Genomic DNA, 15,185 nt, shown 5'->3' with positions numbered 1-15,185 from the left:
GAAAATAGCCGTTTGAGTTTGAGGAAAGATCCCCCTGGGGCAAAGTCCTCGCCAAGGAAGTGAAGACTATTGCGGCGGCAGGCCGTCGGACTTTCTTGTTGTGACAGGGGGGATGTACTCGCTCAAATACCCATACCCTTCCCCGAAAATACTGGATCCCTGCGGGCAAAAGACTCAACCCCCTGCCCTCAGAAAAACTTTTTTTGCCCTCTGGGCCAAGCTTCCAGGGTTTGAGTACATCGGCAATAACTCAATCAATCCTGATCGCCCGCTGCCAAGCCTGAGCCACCGCAGCCGCTTGCTATAAGCGGGGGAACAGAAACCCAACGGTTCTGCCCCTCTGTTGAGACTCGCCCCCTGCTTCCCAACCGGTGAGCTTATGTCCCCCCTTGTTTCTCCCCCACCGAAAACGGCTGAAGTGCTGCAGGTGCCCCGTTGCGATCGCTGGCGGATTCTCTACCGTCTGCAGGAGCTGGATTTGACCTGTGGCTGTACCCCGACCGGCCAACTGTGGGTGATGATTCGCACCCCCACCGAAGCCCTCCTCGTCCACAGTGTGCTCCGCCTTTTCACCCTCAACCGCTCTGGCTGGCTGAGTTGGTTGGATCGCTGCTGGTCTCTCCAGACCTGGGATCCCCCTGAGAGACATTCGGGATGGGACGAGCGCCCCTGAACCTCCGCCGTTTGCCTTCTTGCTTCTCCTGTTCACCTCGTTTTGGTAGCGCCAATGACCACTCCATCCCCCTCAACTCGCTCCTTCCAACAAGTCCGAGACAACCCCGTTCACCTGGGACGGGAGATCACGGTTCCCATCTGCGAGGGCCTCAACCTGGCTTGGGCCAGTCTTCAGGGGCTGTATTTGCAGTATCTGAAGCACCATCTGGTTGTCGAAGGAGCAGAGTTCTACTCAATTCACCAATTTTTCAACGAAAGTCTACAGGAAGTTCAGAACCACGCCCATGAGGTGGGGGAGCGCCTGAACGGCCTAGGTGGGATCCCGGCCTCCAGCTTTGCCAAGCTGGCGGAGCTGTGCTGCTTCAGCCCGGAAGGGGACGATGCATTGGCCGTGCGGCCCATGCTGGAAGCGGATTTGCGGGCCGAGCAAAGCCTGATCGATCTGCTGCGTCGCCAGGCGGCTCTGGCGGAAAGTGTTGGGGATCGCGCCACCCGTCACCTCTACGAGCAGATTTTGCTGCAGACAGAAGAACGGGCCTTTCACCTGGCCCACTTTCTCGCTGCCGACAGCTTGGTTTTGGGCTTGTCCCCACCCTAGCCTGCCCATTCACGCCCACCTCTCGTTTTGGGAGACTCTGCCATGCTTACCCCCGATCGGGCGCCGCTGCTCCAGTTTTTGCAAGTCGAGCTTGGGATCCCGGAATCCGCCCTCACCTTCGCCCTGAAACGGCATGGGTGTGAACAGGGCCCCCTGCCGATGATCCTCTGGCATTACGGGCTGATTTCTTTGGAGCAACTGGAGCAGATTTTTGAATGGTGCGCTCTACGTTCCCTTGTTACAAGTCCTACCCATTCGGAGGTTTAAGCCATGACTTATCCCTACCCTTCTCTTCCCTATCCCAGAGTCGGCAACCCTTTGGGATGGCTCGGCCTGGTTTTTAACCCAATTTTCAGATCTGCCCTGCAGTGGCCACGCCGCTGGCTCAACAGCATTGAAATTCGCGGATCCCGGCAGGCCCGTTGGATTTGTCGTTTGATCCCGGCTTCCTGTCCCTTTGAGCGGGATATCCGACTGGGATCCCGCACCGTCCACATTCCGGCCCTCTGTCGCATCAACCCCCTCTACGAGGAGATCATCGCCCTGCGGCTACGGGCGGCGGCTTATCTGGCCGAAGCTGCGGCTCAACCCCAGCCCCCCTCTTCTCAGGAGATCCCATCATGCCCATGATCAGCCGAACCAAAGTGGCGGAGCTGCTCAACGAGACCGCCTGCGAGCACAACCACAAGAAAGACGGCAAAGGCAAAAACAAAGTCTGTGCCGAGCAAGCCAAGCCAGGAGGAGCGCAGGGAGGCTGTGCCTTTGACGGGGCTTCGATTGCCCTGGTGCCGATCGCCGATGCCGCCCATCTAGTACATGGGCCAATCGCCTGCAGCGGCAACTCTTGGGGGACGCGGGGCAGCCTCTCTTCCGGCTCCCGACTCTATCAGGTGGGCTTCACCACCGATCTGAGCGAGAACGAGATCATCTTCGGAGGGGAGGAGAAGCTGTTCCAGGCCATCTGCAACTTACAGGCCAAATACCGACCTGCCGCCATTTTCGTCTATCTCACTTGTGTGACTGCCCTCATTGGGGATGATGTAGAGGCGGTGTGTCAGCGGGCCAGCCGCCAGCTTGGGATCCCGGTCATTCCGGTGAATGCGCCCGGCTTTGTGGGCAGCAAAAACTTGGGTAACCGTCTGGCCGGAGAAGCGCTGCTGGACTATGTGATCGGCACGGCCTCCCCGGAATACACCACCCGCCGCGACATTAACCTCATCGGCGAGTACAACATTGCCGGCGAGCTGTGGGATGTCTTGCCTCTGTTTGACGAGCTGGGGATCCGCATCTTGGCCAAGATCACCGGCGATGGCCGCTACCACGAGATCTGTACCGCCCACCGGGCCAAGCTGAACGTTCTCATCTGCGCTAAAGCCTTGCTCAATGTGGGCCGCAAGATGCAGGAGCGCTATGGGATCCCCTACATTGAGGCTTCCTTTTACGGGCTGCAGGAGATGAACCACTGCCTACGGGCCATTGCCCAAGGGCTGAAGGATCCCGAACTGCAGGAGCGTACCGAGGCCCTCATCGAGCGGGAAACTCGCGCCACCGAGGCGGCTTTGGCCCCCTACCGGCAGCGGCTGGCGGGCAAACGAGTTGTCCTTTATACCGGCGGCGTGAAAAGTTGGTCGATCATCTCCGCCGCTCGAGATCTGGGGATGCAGGTAACGGCCACCAGCACCCGCAAAAGCACCGAAGAAGACAAAGCCCGCATCCGCGAGCTGCTTGGCCAAGAGGGCATTCTCCTGGACAAGGGCAGCCCCCAAGAGCTGCTCCAAGTGGTGAGGCGCACGAAGGCGGACTTGCTCATCGCCGGCGGACGCAACCAGTACACCGCCCTCAAGGCCCGCATCCCCTTTCTGGACATCAACCAGGAGCGGCACCATGCCTATGCCGGCTATCGCGGCCTGGTGAACTTGGCGCGGGAAATCGATGCTGCCCTCCACAGTCCCATTTGGGAGCAGTTGCGACGGCCTGCCCCCTGGGAGACCTCAGCAGCAAAGGAGGTGGGAGGATGGCCCAGTTGATTCAAGAACGCAAGCCCCTCAGCGTCAACCCCCTCAAACTCAGCGCTCCGCTGGGGGCGGCCCTGGCCTTTCTGGGGATCAAGGGCTGTCTGCCCCTCTTCCACGGTTCCCAGGGCTGCACGGCCTTTGCCAAAGCGCTGCTGGTACGCCATTTCCGCGAGGCCATTCCCATGTCCACCACTGCCATGTCCGAGGTGGACACCATCTTGGGAGGCGAGGAGAATGTCGAAGCTGCCATTCTCACCTTGGTGGAGAAGGCCCAGCCGGAGCTAATCGGCCTCCTCACTACCGGCCTCACGGAAACCCGCGGCGACGATATGCCGCGCATCCTGCGAGAGCTGCGCCGGCGCCAGCCGCAATTGCAGGATCTGCCCATCGTGTTGGCCTCTACGCCTGACTTTAAAGGATCCCTGCAAGACGGCTATGCCATCGCCGTCAACAGCTTGGTCAGCACCCTGCCGGAATCGCCGTCGGGATCCGTCCGCCCTGCCCAGGTAACGGTGCTGTGCGGGCCTGCCCTCACCCCTGCCGACGCCCAGGAGATCAAAGAAATGGCGGAGGCTTTTGGCCTAGAGCCGATCCTGGTGCCGGATCCCGCGGGTTCCCTGGACGGACACTTGGGCACCGGCTTTAGGGCGACCCCAGACGGCGGCACCACCCTTGAGCAATTGCGCCAGCTCGGGCGTTCCGGCCTCACCATAGCTGTCGGCGAGAGCATGCGCCCTGCCGCTCAGATCCTGGCCCAGCGCTTTGGCACCCCCTATCGGGTTTTCCCCCACCTGACCGGTCTCAAGGCTGTGGATCCCTTTTTGGCAACCTTGGCCGATCACAGCCAGCAGCCGGTGCCCTCTCGCTACCGCCGCCAGCGCAGCCAGGTTCAAGATGCCCTCCTGGATTGCCACTTTTTCTTCGGCAACCAGCGGATTGCCTTGGCCCTAGAAGCCGATCTGCTCTGGGGGTGGGTGGACTGGCTGCTGGATATGGGCTGTCAGATCCAGGCGGCCATCAGTCCCACACCGGATCCCCACTTGACCACCCTTCCCATTGAGGCAGTGCGGGTGGGAGATCTGGGGGATCTGGAGGAGCTAGCACCCGGGGCTGACCTGCTGGTGGGCAACTCCCACGTGGCGCGCCTGGGCAAGCGGCTGGGGATCCCGGTGCATCGGATGGGGATCCCCATCTTCGACCGGCTGGGGGCCAACCACATCTGTCAGGTGGGCTATCGCGGCACCCTATCCCAACTGTTTGCTGTCGGCAACCTGCTGATGGAGCAGGAGGAAGCCCGTCACCCCAGCCCACCCCAGGTTTCTGGGCATGGATTCTAAGGGATCCAGAGCTTCGAAGGGCAGCCCAAGTGCCCCTAGCTCCCCCAAACCCTCAAGTTCACGTTTCTAAGGAGAACCCTCATGCAAGTGGCCTTTACAACCCGCGACGGCAAGCACGTCAATGCCCACTTTGGCTGGGCCAACCAGATCGACCTCTACGAAGTCACCCCCGAAGGCTACCGCTTCTGCAAAACCCTTACCTTTGGGGGCAACTTGGAGGCAGATGGCAACGAGGACAAGCTGGTGCCCAAGCTGCAGGCTTTGGCCGATGTCACCCTCATCTACGTGGCTGCCATTGGCAGCAGTGCCGCCGCCCGCCTGATCAACCGCCGCATCACCCCCATCAAAGTGCAGTCGGAAGAAGAATCCATCGAGAGCTTGCTGCAGCGCCTGGTATCCACCCTGCACAACCCTCCCCCCTGGCTGCGCAAAGTGCTCTTGGCCGAGCGCGCCCGCAAAGCCGAAGCCCCAAATCCCTCTACTTCCCCTGCGGAGGTTTAGCCATGACGGTTACCCCTCTTTCCCCCTCGACCAGCCCCATCCTGCAGGAGATCGTCCGCCAGCTGCGGGCGGCGGATCCCTACGGCACCTACCGCACCTGGAGGGATGAGTTGCTGCTCAAGCCCTTTGTCGTCACCAAAGCCCAGAAGCGCCAAATATCCCTGGAAGGGGAGGTGGATCCGGCAGTGCGGAGCCGCATCCTCATCTACTACCGCGCCATTGCCGCCCTGATCGAAAAGGAGACGGGCCTCCTGGCTCAGGTGGTGCTGGATCTCAACAGTGAAGGTTTTGGTTGGGTGCTGGTCTTCTCAGGGCGGCTGTTGTTGGTGGTCAACACCCTGCGAGACGCCCATCGCTTCGGTTTCGAGTCTCTCGAACAGCTCAGCGAAAAAGCCACTGCCCTTATCGACAAAGGGATCCAACTGGCCCGAACCTACCCTGAGGTGGGCCGACTGTAGCCGCTTGTCTCCGTCCCGGCAGCCATTTTTTCTTCTTTTTCTTCAGCAATTAGGAGTGCCTTGCCCATGTTGAATGAGAGTGACGTTGAGAATGTTGTGAACGGCCTGGATTTCGAGCCCTTTAAACACCTCTCTGCCGACCAGCTCCGCACCGAGATCAAACGACTAAACAGCAAAGCAGGCCAACTGAAAATGGATCTGCACGATCTGGCCGAGGGGCTACCCGACGGGTTCGAGCGACTCCCCGACTTGGCAGCCCGCACTTACGCCCTATTTGCCCGGCTGCACACCCTCAGACAACGCTTGAAAACCCTGGAGACCTGCCGATGAGTTGGAACCACAACCGCCGTTGGAAAGACTTCCAAGCCCTAGTCAATGCCGAGGATTATTTCGCTTTTTTCGAGCTCCCCTACGATCCGCGGGTGGTCAACGTGAATCGCCTGCATATCTTACGCAAATTCGCTCAGTATCTAGGCCCTCTGGAGTGTTTCCAGGGCAGCGAAGAAGAGCGATTGGAGCAAGCTCGGCAAGCGCTGGAAAAAGCGTACCAAACCTTTCTCACCTCTACTCCGCAGCAGGAGAAGCTATTCCGAGTCTTTCAAGACTACGGTTGTCCAGATGCTGTCGGCGGCTGTGCCGGCTGCAGCTCTTTGGGAGAGCGGGGCGAATGCAGCCCTGGGATCCCTGCCTAAGCTCCCTTGTTTACCCCTCGTCAACTCTCTGGAGATCTCATCATGGCTACCTACACAGTTCACTTGGTTAACCCAAAACGACGGCTCGACACCTATATCTCAGTAGATGAAGATTCGACCATCCTAGAAGCGGCTGAGGATCAAGATGTGGATTTGCCCTCTTCCTGCCGCTCCGGTAGTTGTTCCTCTTGCGTGGCCAAAGTGGTAGAGGGAGAAGTCGATCAATCGGAGCAAACCTTTCTGGATGAGGAACAAATAGCCAAAGGATTTGTGCTGCTCTGCGTGGCTAAACCTCGCTCCAATTGTACGATTCGCACTCACCAGGAAGCTTACTTGGTTTGATAGATCGCTGCTTCCAAGCTGCTCGCAAATGGACTCGGGCAAGGCTCAAATGGCCTCTTCTAAGATTAGGGATCCCTATATGTTGGCACCGCCCACCGTCCCTAAGATCTCAATAACCATATCTCCTCTCCAACTCATGAAGGTTGGAGAAGAAGGTCGCATCTACCAACTGCGCGGATCCGAAGCTGCTTGCGCCCAATTGCAGCAAATGGGTCTCACTCCAGGTACCTATCTCCAGGTTATCCAACGTCACCCTGAGTGGATCCTACTCCTACCCAGTGGCCAACTTTCCCTTCCTGCTCATTTAGCTAAACCCATCTGGGTTTACATGGATCCCCGTTGCGCCTTGATGTCTACCCAAGAACCGAATAAGAAAACAATCTTAAATTTGCCAAGAGCCTTCTAAAATGTAGTCTATTTACCCAATTTTTAACCTGTAATGAGGGACACTCAAAGTAAGGGAAGCTCATCTCTTCATAACCTATCTTGATTTGGGAGCAAAGCCATGAACACCTGTTTGTTGCACCTGGGCTCCATCCTTAAAGCTGCTGAAGAGCTTAGCCTTGTGGAAAAGCCTTTCCCCAAGTTGCAACACATCCAACTCTGCACAGGACTAAGCCCAGAGGAAATCGTGCGGGCGCTGGAGCTAGAACCCAATCCCTTGGGTTGGCATCTGGAGCCAAGCCACAACCTGGCCGATGAATCGGCGTATTGGGTGGGCGGACGACCTTGTGTCGGCTTGGTTATTGAGCGTTTTGCCTGACACTTGCTGCAGTTCGGATCCCTAAAAGGCTCTCAAGGGGGGAGGAGTAGCCTGCAAAGCCATCTCAAAAGTTCACTGCAAACATTAGAAGTTAAGAGAAAACAAAGCTTTCCAGAAGGTTCACCCTAGACCAAATCTCCCTGGCCTGCCGGGGATCTTTTGAGGTATCGTTCAATCCAGTTCACGAATTGAGCTTAGGAAACAGACCTTAAACTAAGGTCTCTCGCCGGGCTGCCACGGCTTTGCGAGGAAGGTCTCCATGGCCGGGTTTAGGGTTTTGCAGATGCGATAGCAGGCGTGAACAAAGGAGAGCTACAGGGAAACGCTATGGAGTTCGAGGGCTATGGCTTATCAAATCTCAGGGGATTGTATCGGTTGCCACGCTTGCGTAGATAGCTGTCCTACGAAAGCTATTGTTGTTCAGGATGGGGAATACTGGATTAATCCTCTGTTGTGCAATGACTGCGAAGGTTTCTTCCCAGAACCTCAGTGCGTTAGCCTGTGTCCCGGTTCTGCCCCGCAGCCTTATGAAGCCATGAAGGGGCGCAACCGCACGGTCACGGCCCGCATTCGCAGCAGTCCACCTCTATTTTTGAACGGCCATAGCCAGGCTTTTGCTTCGTCAATTGTGGTCTGGGAAGCTTGCAATTTCCTATCTCAATTTCAATCTCTCAATCTGCAAAAGCAGGGAGATAACCAGGTTTGCTATCAGAAATCTGTTGGCCACAACCAGGGATCTCTGACCCTAACTCTATGTTTGGACGGGATCCCACAAAGTGCTCCGATCGATGTGCGAACTGCCTGTTTGCATCTTATTTTTGCTGCCTATGCCGCCGGGTTGGATAGCCCCTGGAAGGAATCCTTTGTTTTCACCGACTCACAATTGGAGTCCTATTTGGGCTGGGATAAACGTAAAGATCTGAGCAAGATGACCCGTCTCCACCTGTTCATGACCTGGATAGAGCAGCTCTGTCGGATTCAAGTCTCCATCGATTGGCCGGATCAGGGGCGGGTGAAGGGGTTTTCGGTACCGGCTGGCCCTCTGTGGAGGCTGCTCAAGATGCATCGCCACTTTCAAAAAGATGAGCAGGGCTGCAACCATCTGGTGGGCCTGACTTGGGCGATTCAGCCCGGCGAATGGACACGGTACTTTCTCAATCGACAAGGGTGCCGCCAGGGGCAAGCCTTTTATCAGTACAGCAGCCTGCCCCTATCCCTGCTGCAGGCCGTGATGAGCCATTGGCAACACCATGAAGGAGCCATGCGCCTGCTGCTGTGGCTGTTGTTCAAAGTGAGGATGGGGCGGCAACAGCGTCTGACGGTGCCCACCCTGATGCGAGTGGCCTACGGGGAAGAGCGACTGCAGGAAGCTTATCTCAATCTCCAAGAACGCAAACGGCTGGTGCGCACCTTTGAAAGCGATCTGGAGGTTCTCAACCACTACGGCCTCAAGCCGGAGTTCGATCCCCTCACCTATCCTTCTTCCATTCAACCCCTGTGGGCTCGCCTGGAAGCTGTGCCCGAGGATGCGGACGAGGCATTGAACTTTTGGATTGAAGATGCCAACAACGGTGGCTTGCTGACGGCTGCCGGGCCGCGGGGCAAGTGGGGACTCTTGATGCAGGCTCGCATTCAACGATTTCATCTGCCCTCCGACTGGCATCGTCGAGTAGTTCAAGAAGCCAGATCCCCAACCCGAGAATCGGGATCCCGGCGGCAGCGTAGGGCAAAGTCTGCGCCTGCTGCAACAGCCTCTGATCTCCCTTGCCATCCCGAAGACCCAAAAGATTTTTCCTCAGGCAAGGCTTTGCGTGGGGCAGATATCTCAGCGGCACGCCAGCAAAAGGGAATCAGCCAGCGGGAATTGGCCCAGAGGCTGGGGCGCAGCCAGAGCTGGGTGCGGGATGTAGAGAATGGGCGGCTTCAGATCAGCCTAAACGATCGCCAGCGCCTTATCAAAGCCCTGTATTTGGATCCCAGGCAACAGCAAGTCTAGGCCAGTCACTCAATTTGCTAATCCACCACTAATCCACGGCGATGACCACATCTGAGGCTTTAATGGCAGCATACGCTTCTTTTCCAACTGCTATACCCAACCGTTCGGCAGAGTGCTTAGAAATAATGGCTGTTATTTCTATACCCGGTGCAACTTCCAGAATAATTTCGGCATTGACCATGCCCACCTGGACACTTTTTACAGTTCCTTTAAACAAGTTGCGAGTGCTGATTTGCATGATTTCTCCTTTGTTGAACACTTAAAGCAACAGGGGTGTTGACCAAACTGAACAAGAAGGGATCTCGGCAGATGGCCATTCAACATTGGTTTCAATACTATCAGATGCTTATCGTTGCCTCTGGGGAGGAAGGGCTGCCGATAGTCTAGGTGTGTATCTACAGATACAAATTACAACCCAATTCCGACAGTCAAAAGCACCGAACCATTGGCGGATTTTCCTGTTCTGAGAGTTGTCACGGGTCAAAGAAGAATGGCTATGAAACGAAGAACTGCAATGTTATTCCTAGGGATCCTGGCCGCCCTGGCTTTGAGGTGGGGGTCGGCTCCCGGCTTGGCACAATCTCAGCCCATTTTGGTGGGGGCTGCGGTGAGCTTGCAACCGGCTTTAACGGAAATCGACCGGTTGTTCACCGCCCGCTATCCCGACATCAAGGTTGAGTACAACTTCGCCAATTCCGGCTCTCTCCAGCAACAGGTGGAGCAGGGGGCGCCTCTGGACGTGGTATTTTTCGCAGCCGCCTCTTTTATGGACGCCCTTGCCCAGCAAAACCTGCTGGTGGCAGGATCCCGGCGAGATCTTCTCAGCAACCGCATGGCTTTAATTGTGCCTGCCAATGCCAGAACCAAGGTTCAGGATTTTGCCGACTTGGTGGCGGAAGAGATCCGGGTTTTGTCGATTGGAGATTTGCAGGCCATGCCCGCCGGACGCTACGCCCAGGAAATTCTCACCCAAGCAGGGGTGTTTGAGACGCTGCGGCCCAAGATGGTGTTTGCCAGCACGGTGCGGGAAATCTTAACGGCGGTAGAACAGGGCAATGCTGACGCTGGGATCCTGTTTACCTCGGATGCTCAGCTTTCAAATCGGGTGCGAGTAGTGGCTACGGCGGATCCCATTACGCCAATTATCTACCCGGTGGCCTTGGTGCGCGATACTCCCGCCGGACGGTCTTACTTGGAGTTTTTAACCTCAGAAGAAGCAGCAGAGGTGTTTGTGAAGTACGGCTTTATCCGCCTGTGAGGGATCCCTCTGCAATGGCGCGGATGAGTTACTCCAAATGAGCGACTACGACCTATCCCCGCTTTGGATCTCCCTACGGATTGCCGGCTTGGCCACGGGCATCACCTTTGGGGTGGGGACGCTGGCGGCTTACGGGATGTTGCACTACCGAGGTCGCTGGCGCTCTCTCATCGAGGCCCTCTTGTTGGCGCCGCTGGTGTTGCCGCCCACCATGGTGGGCTTCCTGTTGCTGCTGCTGTTTGGCCGGCGAACCCTTCTGGGACAACTTTTGGCCTCGCTGAACTTGTCGGTCATCTTCACCTGGTATGCCGGGGTGATCACGGCAGCGGTGGTGGCCCTGCCCCTGATGTACCGCACGGCCCTGGGAGCTTTCCAGCAGATCGACCCGACGCTGGTGGCGGCAGCCCGCACCCTGGGAGCAAGTAGGGCCAAGATTTTTACGCGGGTGCTGATCCCACTGGCCTTGCCGGGGATCCTAGCGGGGGTTACCCTCAGTTTTGCTCGCGCTCTGGGGGAGTTTGGCGCCACCTTGATGCTGGCAGGCAACATCCCAGGCCGCACGCAAACCCTATCCATGGCCATCTTCTTTGCCGTTCAGGCGGGGGACATGCGGGGGGCAGCCATTAGCTCGGCCTTGGTCTTGATGTTGTCCTTGGGGGTGATGACGGCAGTTAACCTTTGGTTTCAGCGACAGCCTCTGCAGCAGCTTCCCCCTCGCCCCCTGCGGGTTCTGGCCAGAAGGGATCCGGATTTCTCAACTCCGGCCCCCCGCCTCTGGGTGGACATTGACAAGAAGCTGCCCCAATTTGAGCTGCAGGCGCAACTGAGCTGCGACGGGCGGCCATTAGGACTGCTGGGGGCCTCTGGATCCGGCAAAAGCCTACTTTTGCGCTGCATTGCCGGGATCGAAACCCCGGATGGTGGGCGCATTTTGCTCAACGAGCGGGCGTTGTTTGACGCCGAACAGGGGATCCGGCTGCCTCCGGCTCAGCGGCGGGTAGGGGTGATCTTCCAGAACTACGCTCTGTTTCCCCACCTCACCGTTGCCCAGAACATTGCCTTTGGGATCCCTGCGGGCTTGAGCGAGGCCGAAAAACAGGAGCGGATCCAGGCCCAGCTGCGGTTGGTCAAGCTGAAAGGCTGGGAAAACCGCTACCCCACCGAGCTCTCTGGAGGACAGCAGCAGCGGGTGGCCCTGGCGCGAGCGTTGGCTTCTGAGCCGGAGATCTTGCTGCTGGATGAGCCTTTTTCTGCTTTGGATGCCCACCTGCGCAGCCAACTGGAGCAGGAGATGGGGGAAATCCTAGCGGGCTACAAGGGAGTCACGCTTTTGGTAACCCACAACATTGAGGAAGCCTTCCGCCTCTGCGGGGATCTGGCTGTAATGGAGCAGGGGCGAATCATTGCCCAGGGGGACAAGCGTCAGCTATTTGAGGCTCCCCCCTGCCTTAGTGTGGCGCAACTGACGGGTTGCAAAAACATCTCGCGGGCCAAGCTCCTGGGCCCTCAACGGGTGCTGGCCTTGGATTGGGGCTGTGAGCTGCAGGTACAGGGATCCCCAGCGGGAGAATACATCGCCATCCGCGCCCACCACCTCACCTTCCGGCCCGACGGGAAGCTGCCCAACACGTTTCCCGCTTGGCTGGTGAAGTGGAGCGAGACCCCCCACCGGCTGACCCTCTTCTTTAGGCTGGGCGGTCCTCCTGCCCACAGCCAGGACTACCACCTGCAAGCCGAGGTGTGGCGGGAGCGCTGGCGAGAGGTGGAAGGTTGGGGATCCCCGTGGTGGCTGCAGTTGGATCCCCGGCATCTGATGGTGTTTTGAGTCTGGGCTTAACACCCGTCAAGTGGGTTCTTCGCCCAGGCAATAGCCCCGCGGGGTAATCAGCCGGTCTCCATGGCGAAAGGTCTGAGAGTTGCCGATAAAGACCAGGGTGAGCATGTCCACCTCCTCTGGATCCAGCTCCCCCAGGGTGGTAAGGCGGAGAGTTTCGCCAGGGCGGTAGAGGTTGCGGGCCAAAGCCACGGGGGTATGGGCGGGTCGGGCCTGCAGAAAGATCTGTAGAGCCTTGAAGAAGGGATCCACCCGCTGCCGGGAGCGGGGGTTGTAAAGGGCCACCACAAAATCGGCAGCTGCAGCCGCCTGCAGGCGTTTTTCGATCACCGGCCAAGGGGTAAGCAAATCCGAGAGGGAAATGGCGCAGAAGTCGTGCATCAGCGGAGCCCCCAGCCGGGCAGCAGCCGCCTGGAAGGCAGAGATCCCCGGCAGCACCTCCAGAGAAGGGCGGATCCCATCCCAGCCAGAGCGGACCAAGCACTCCAACACTAGCCCCGCCATGCCGTAAATGCCCGCATCCCCCGAAGAAATCACCGCCACCTTCAGCCCCTGCTGCGCCCAAGCGATGGCCTGTTTGGCCCGCTGCAGCTCTTGGGTAATGGGAGAGGCCTCCCGGATTTGGCCGGGGTGCAAAAGGGGATCCACCAGATCCAGATAAAGCTGGTAGCCAACAACCACATCGGCCTGAGTTAAAGCCATACGGGCAGCCAAAGTCAATTGACCCAGATCCCCAGGACCAGTGCCGATGAGCCAGAGGTGGCCGCTGCGAGGGGAATACTCCTGCGCCGCGCGGGCAATGGCCAGGGTGCAGGCCCCTTCGGTTTCTGACGTGAAGACCTGCTTGGGGCAGAGAAGAGTTGCCTTCCCCTCCGCAACGCAAGAGGGCCTCTCAAAAGCTCGGTCACCTCTTCCCCAGATCTGAGCCGCCAAAAGAGCAGCCGCCTCGGCTACGGAGGGAGTGCCCACCGCCTGCCGAACGGCCTCCGAAGGGTGGGGAACCGGGATCCCAGCCAAAGCCTCTGCCGGGAAAAACTCAATGGGCCAGCCATAGGCTTGGGCCAGCTCCAGAAGACCTGGCTCGTTTTGCTTCAGCTCCAAGGTGGCCAAGCCGGCAATGGCCTCGAACGCCAGCCCATGGGCCTGCAGCAGGCGGCGCAGGGATCCCTCTAGCCAAGCGCGGGTGGTGCCCCGCTCGCAGCCCACCCCCACCCACAGCACCCGCGGATGCCAGTGCACTGTCGGGATCCCCGTGGGAGGGGAGAGGTATTCCCCAATCCAGATCTGGGCAACGGGATGGGGAGGAGAGGAGGCCACTAGGGGATGATCTGCCGGCCAAGCTTGTCGCCAAAGCCGCGTGCCGCAGGTCTGGTGAACGGCCACCGGCTCTCCCCGCGTCAAGGCGGCTGCCACCCCGTTCCAATCTCCAGCGCCCCGCCGCCAGCCGTAGGGATCCCCCAGCAAATCCAAAGGCGGGATCCCCAGCCCCTCGGAAGCAGAGGTGAGAACCGGCTGGGCTCCCAAGGTAGCGGCCACCTGCCGCGCCAGGGCATCGGCCCCCCCCACATGTCCCCCGCACAGGCTAATGGCCCAGCGACCGGCTTCGTCCACCACCACCACCGCTGGATCCCGCTGCTTGTCCTGCAAGAGGGGGGCAATGAGCCGCACCACCGACCCTGCGGCCAAGATGAAGAGACAGCCCTGCACCTGGGGCCAGGTTTGGGCAACGGCTTCTGCTAGGGAGCCTGGCGCTGTGGGATCCTTGGGATCCCCGTAAGCCTGCCAGGGGGAGGGCAGCCCCTGCGGGTCAGCTTTGCTCCAGCAGCTCACCTCCTTGCCCAAGAGCGGGATCAGAGAGTTGGCCAACTGGCGGGCGCGCGGGCTGGGGGCAAACAGAGCAAGCTTCATCGAGCGTGGGCCAAGGCCAGGATTCTCCCCGGATCCTATACTGGACATAGAGCCACCCGCGAAGGGAAAAGTGCCGATGGTCATCCCACCTGGACTGATGCTGCCCCTAATCCCCCTGGAGGTTTTGCTCTCCACGAAGGGGCTGATGTTTTTGCTGCTATCGGCCTATGGGGGGGCCATGTGGACATTCTTAAGCGGCGCTCCCCGCGTCCACACCATCATCGTGCCGGACTTGGAGCAGGCCAGAGGGTTTTACGAGAAGGTGTTGAAACTGCCGGAAGCGGAGCTGCCCCTGCAGTACTACTACGGCTACGAGCAGAGCATGGTCGGCTACAGCCTAGGATCCGCTTACTTTCCAGGGGATATTGGCCTCAGTCCCCGCTTCGATGCCAAAGCCCGTCCCACCTCTGGGCCCACCCAATTGGATACCCCCGGACTTTGGTACCAACTCTCCGACAATGTTCAATTGCACGTGATCCCTGGCTCTACAGATCCCTATGCGGGGTCCGGTTCCTACGGCAACGCCTCTAGGCCTAGCTCCTCATCTGCTTCTGCTTACGGGACTGTACCGGCAGCGGGCCGCAGCAGCGGCGTTCGCTATCGCCATGTCAGCTATGAGCGGGAGTCCCTTAAGGCCCTTCTGAAGCGAATCAACAAACAAGGGATCCGCAACAGCATTCGCTCCGAGAAGCCCTTCGTCTTTTGGGTGCGGGATCACCAGGGTCAGATTATCGAATTTGCCGAACTGAAAGGCTAGCGGGATCCTCTAAGATTGGTAAAGGAAAGCCAAAAGTCGGCGGTGGGGAGA

19 protein-coding genes are annotated in these 15,185 nt (G+C 58.7%); 17 read left to right on the top strand and 2 right to left on the bottom strand.

The genetic code is table 11. From position 1 onward, the window contains the following. Positions 1-379: 379 nt before the first annotated feature. The 14 genes from NW849_RS01885 to NW849_RS01820 all read left to right on the top strand — a co-directional run bounded on the left by NW849_RS01885 (position 380) and on the right by NW849_RS01820 (position 9,377). Positions 380-673: an Asr1405/Asl0597 family protein gene (locus NW849_RS01885; protein WP_414355670.1), complete on the top strand. Its 294-nt coding sequence runs from the start codon at positions 380-382 to the stop codon at positions 671-673. 54 nt (positions 674-727) lie between these two features. Then, on the top strand, positions 728-1,273 hold the full coding sequence (locus NW849_RS01880; protein WP_414355669.1) for a ferritin-like domain-containing protein: 546 nt from the start codon (positions 728-730) through the stop codon (positions 1,271-1,273). 42 nt (positions 1,274-1,315) lie between these two features. After that, positions 1,316-1,540 carry a DUF2949 domain-containing protein gene (locus NW849_RS01875; RefSeq protein WP_414355668.1) on the top strand — a complete coding sequence of 75 codons (225 nt, stop codon included), beginning with the start codon at positions 1,316-1,318 and terminating at the stop codon, positions 1,538-1,540. 3 nt (positions 1,541-1,543) lie between these two features. Continuing rightward, entirely contained in the window at positions 1,544-1,903 is a 360-nt protein-coding gene (locus tag NW849_RS01870; protein ID WP_414355667.1) for a Mo-dependent nitrogenase C-terminal domain-containing protein, read from the top strand. After that, positions 1,894-3,300, top strand: a complete 1,407-nt coding sequence (gene nifE, locus NW849_RS01865) for a nitrogenase iron-molybdenum cofactor biosynthesis protein NifE (RefSeq protein WP_414355666.1) — start codon at positions 1,894-1,896, stop codon at positions 3,298-3,300. Before NW849_RS01870 ends, nifE begins: the two co-directional genes overlap by 10 nt. Further along, positions 3,288-4,625: a nitrogenase iron-molybdenum cofactor biosynthesis protein NifN gene (gene nifN, locus NW849_RS01860; protein ID WP_011430662.1), complete on the top strand. Its 1,338-nt coding sequence runs from the start codon at positions 3,288-3,290 to the stop codon at positions 4,623-4,625. Before nifE ends, nifN begins: the two co-directional genes overlap by 13 nt. Positions 4,626-4,706: 81 nt before the next feature. Then, the gene (nifX, locus tag NW849_RS01855) at positions 4,707-5,126 is read left to right on the top strand and encodes a nitrogen fixation protein NifX (protein WP_011430663.1); all 420 of its coding nucleotides are present in this window, start codon (positions 4,707-4,709) and stop codon (positions 5,124-5,126) included. Between the two features lie 2 nt (positions 5,127-5,128). Beyond that, positions 5,129-5,584 carry a NifX-associated nitrogen fixation protein gene (locus tag NW849_RS01850; RefSeq protein WP_414355665.1) on the top strand — a complete coding sequence of 152 codons (456 nt, stop codon included), beginning with the start codon at positions 5,129-5,131 and terminating at the stop codon, positions 5,582-5,584. A 66-nt stretch (positions 5,585-5,650) separates the two neighbouring features. Beyond that, the gene (locus NW849_RS01845) at positions 5,651-5,914 is read left to right on the top strand and encodes a CCE_0567 family metalloprotein (protein WP_414355664.1); all 264 of its coding nucleotides are present in this window, start codon (positions 5,651-5,653) and stop codon (positions 5,912-5,914) included. Beyond that, positions 5,911-6,276, top strand: a complete 366-nt coding sequence (nifW, locus tag NW849_RS01840; protein WP_414355663.1) for a nitrogenase-stabilizing/protective protein NifW — start codon at positions 5,911-5,913, stop codon at positions 6,274-6,276. The genes NW849_RS01845 and nifW overlap by 4 nt, the downstream gene beginning before the upstream one ends. A 42-nt stretch (positions 6,277-6,318) precedes the next feature. Then, complete coding sequence (locus NW849_RS01835) at positions 6,319-6,618, top strand: 2Fe-2S iron-sulfur cluster-binding protein (protein ID WP_099813376.1); 300 nt, start codon at positions 6,319-6,321, stop codon at positions 6,616-6,618. A gap of 28 nt (positions 6,619-6,646) precedes the next feature. After that, positions 6,647-7,024 carry a ferrous iron transport protein A gene (locus tag NW849_RS01830; RefSeq protein WP_011432067.1) on the top strand — a complete coding sequence of 126 codons (378 nt, stop codon included), beginning with the start codon at positions 6,647-6,649 and terminating at the stop codon, positions 7,022-7,024. A gap of 99 nt (positions 7,025-7,123) precedes the next feature. After that, on the top strand, positions 7,124-7,381 hold the full coding sequence (locus NW849_RS01825; RefSeq protein WP_011430669.1) for a hypothetical protein: 258 nt from the start codon (positions 7,124-7,126) through the stop codon (positions 7,379-7,381). 343 nt (positions 7,382-7,724) lie between these two features. Continuing rightward, a complete protein-coding gene (locus NW849_RS01820; protein ID WP_414355662.1) occupies positions 7,725-9,377 on the top strand; it encodes a helix-turn-helix domain-containing protein in 1,653 nt (550 codons plus the stop codon). Positions 9,378-9,405: 28 nt separating this feature from the next. Here NW849_RS01820 and NW849_RS01815 read toward each other — a convergent pair whose 3' ends face one another. Continuing rightward, the gene (locus NW849_RS01815; RefSeq protein ID WP_414355661.1) at positions 9,406-9,615 is read right to left on the bottom strand and encodes a TOBE domain-containing protein; all 210 of its coding nucleotides are present in this window, start codon (positions 9,613-9,615) and stop codon (positions 9,406-9,408) included. Between the two features lie 258 nt (positions 9,616-9,873). Here NW849_RS01815 and modA point away from each other — a divergent pair, with 258 nt between their 5' ends. Together modA and modB are read left to right on the top strand one after the other, a co-directional pair. After that, a complete protein-coding gene (gene modA, locus NW849_RS01810) occupies positions 9,874-10,635 on the top strand; it encodes a molybdate ABC transporter substrate-binding protein (protein ID WP_414355660.1) in 762 nt (253 codons plus the stop codon). Between the two features lie 37 nt (positions 10,636-10,672). After that, positions 10,673-12,460, top strand: coding sequence for a molybdate ABC transporter permease subunit (gene modB / locus NW849_RS01805; protein WP_414355659.1), 1,788 nt, complete (start codon positions 10,673-10,675; stop codon positions 12,458-12,460). Between the two features lie 18 nt (positions 12,461-12,478). On the opposite strand, the gene cobJ is transcribed toward modB, so the two are convergent. After that, positions 12,479-14,377, bottom strand: coding sequence for a precorrin-3B C(17)-methyltransferase (gene cobJ, locus NW849_RS01800; RefSeq protein ID WP_414355658.1), 1,899 nt, complete (start codon positions 14,375-14,377; stop codon positions 12,479-12,481). A 76-nt stretch (positions 14,378-14,453) separates the two neighbouring features. On the opposite strand from cobJ, the gene NW849_RS01795 reads away from it, so the two are divergent. Beyond that, the gene (locus NW849_RS01795; RefSeq protein WP_011432060.1) at positions 14,454-15,134 is read left to right on the top strand and encodes a hypothetical protein; all 681 of its coding nucleotides are present in this window, start codon (positions 14,454-14,456) and stop codon (positions 15,132-15,134) included. Positions 15,135-15,185: the final 51 nt, after the last annotated feature.

It is taken from the genome of Synechococcus sp. R55.3 (genome assembly GCF_047461975.1).
Lineage (GTDB): Bacteria > Cyanobacteriota > Cyanobacteriia > Thermostichales > Thermostichaceae > Thermostichus.
The sequence above is the reverse complement of the archived record's forward strand: the minus strand, read 5'-3'. Positions and strand labels throughout refer to the sequence as shown.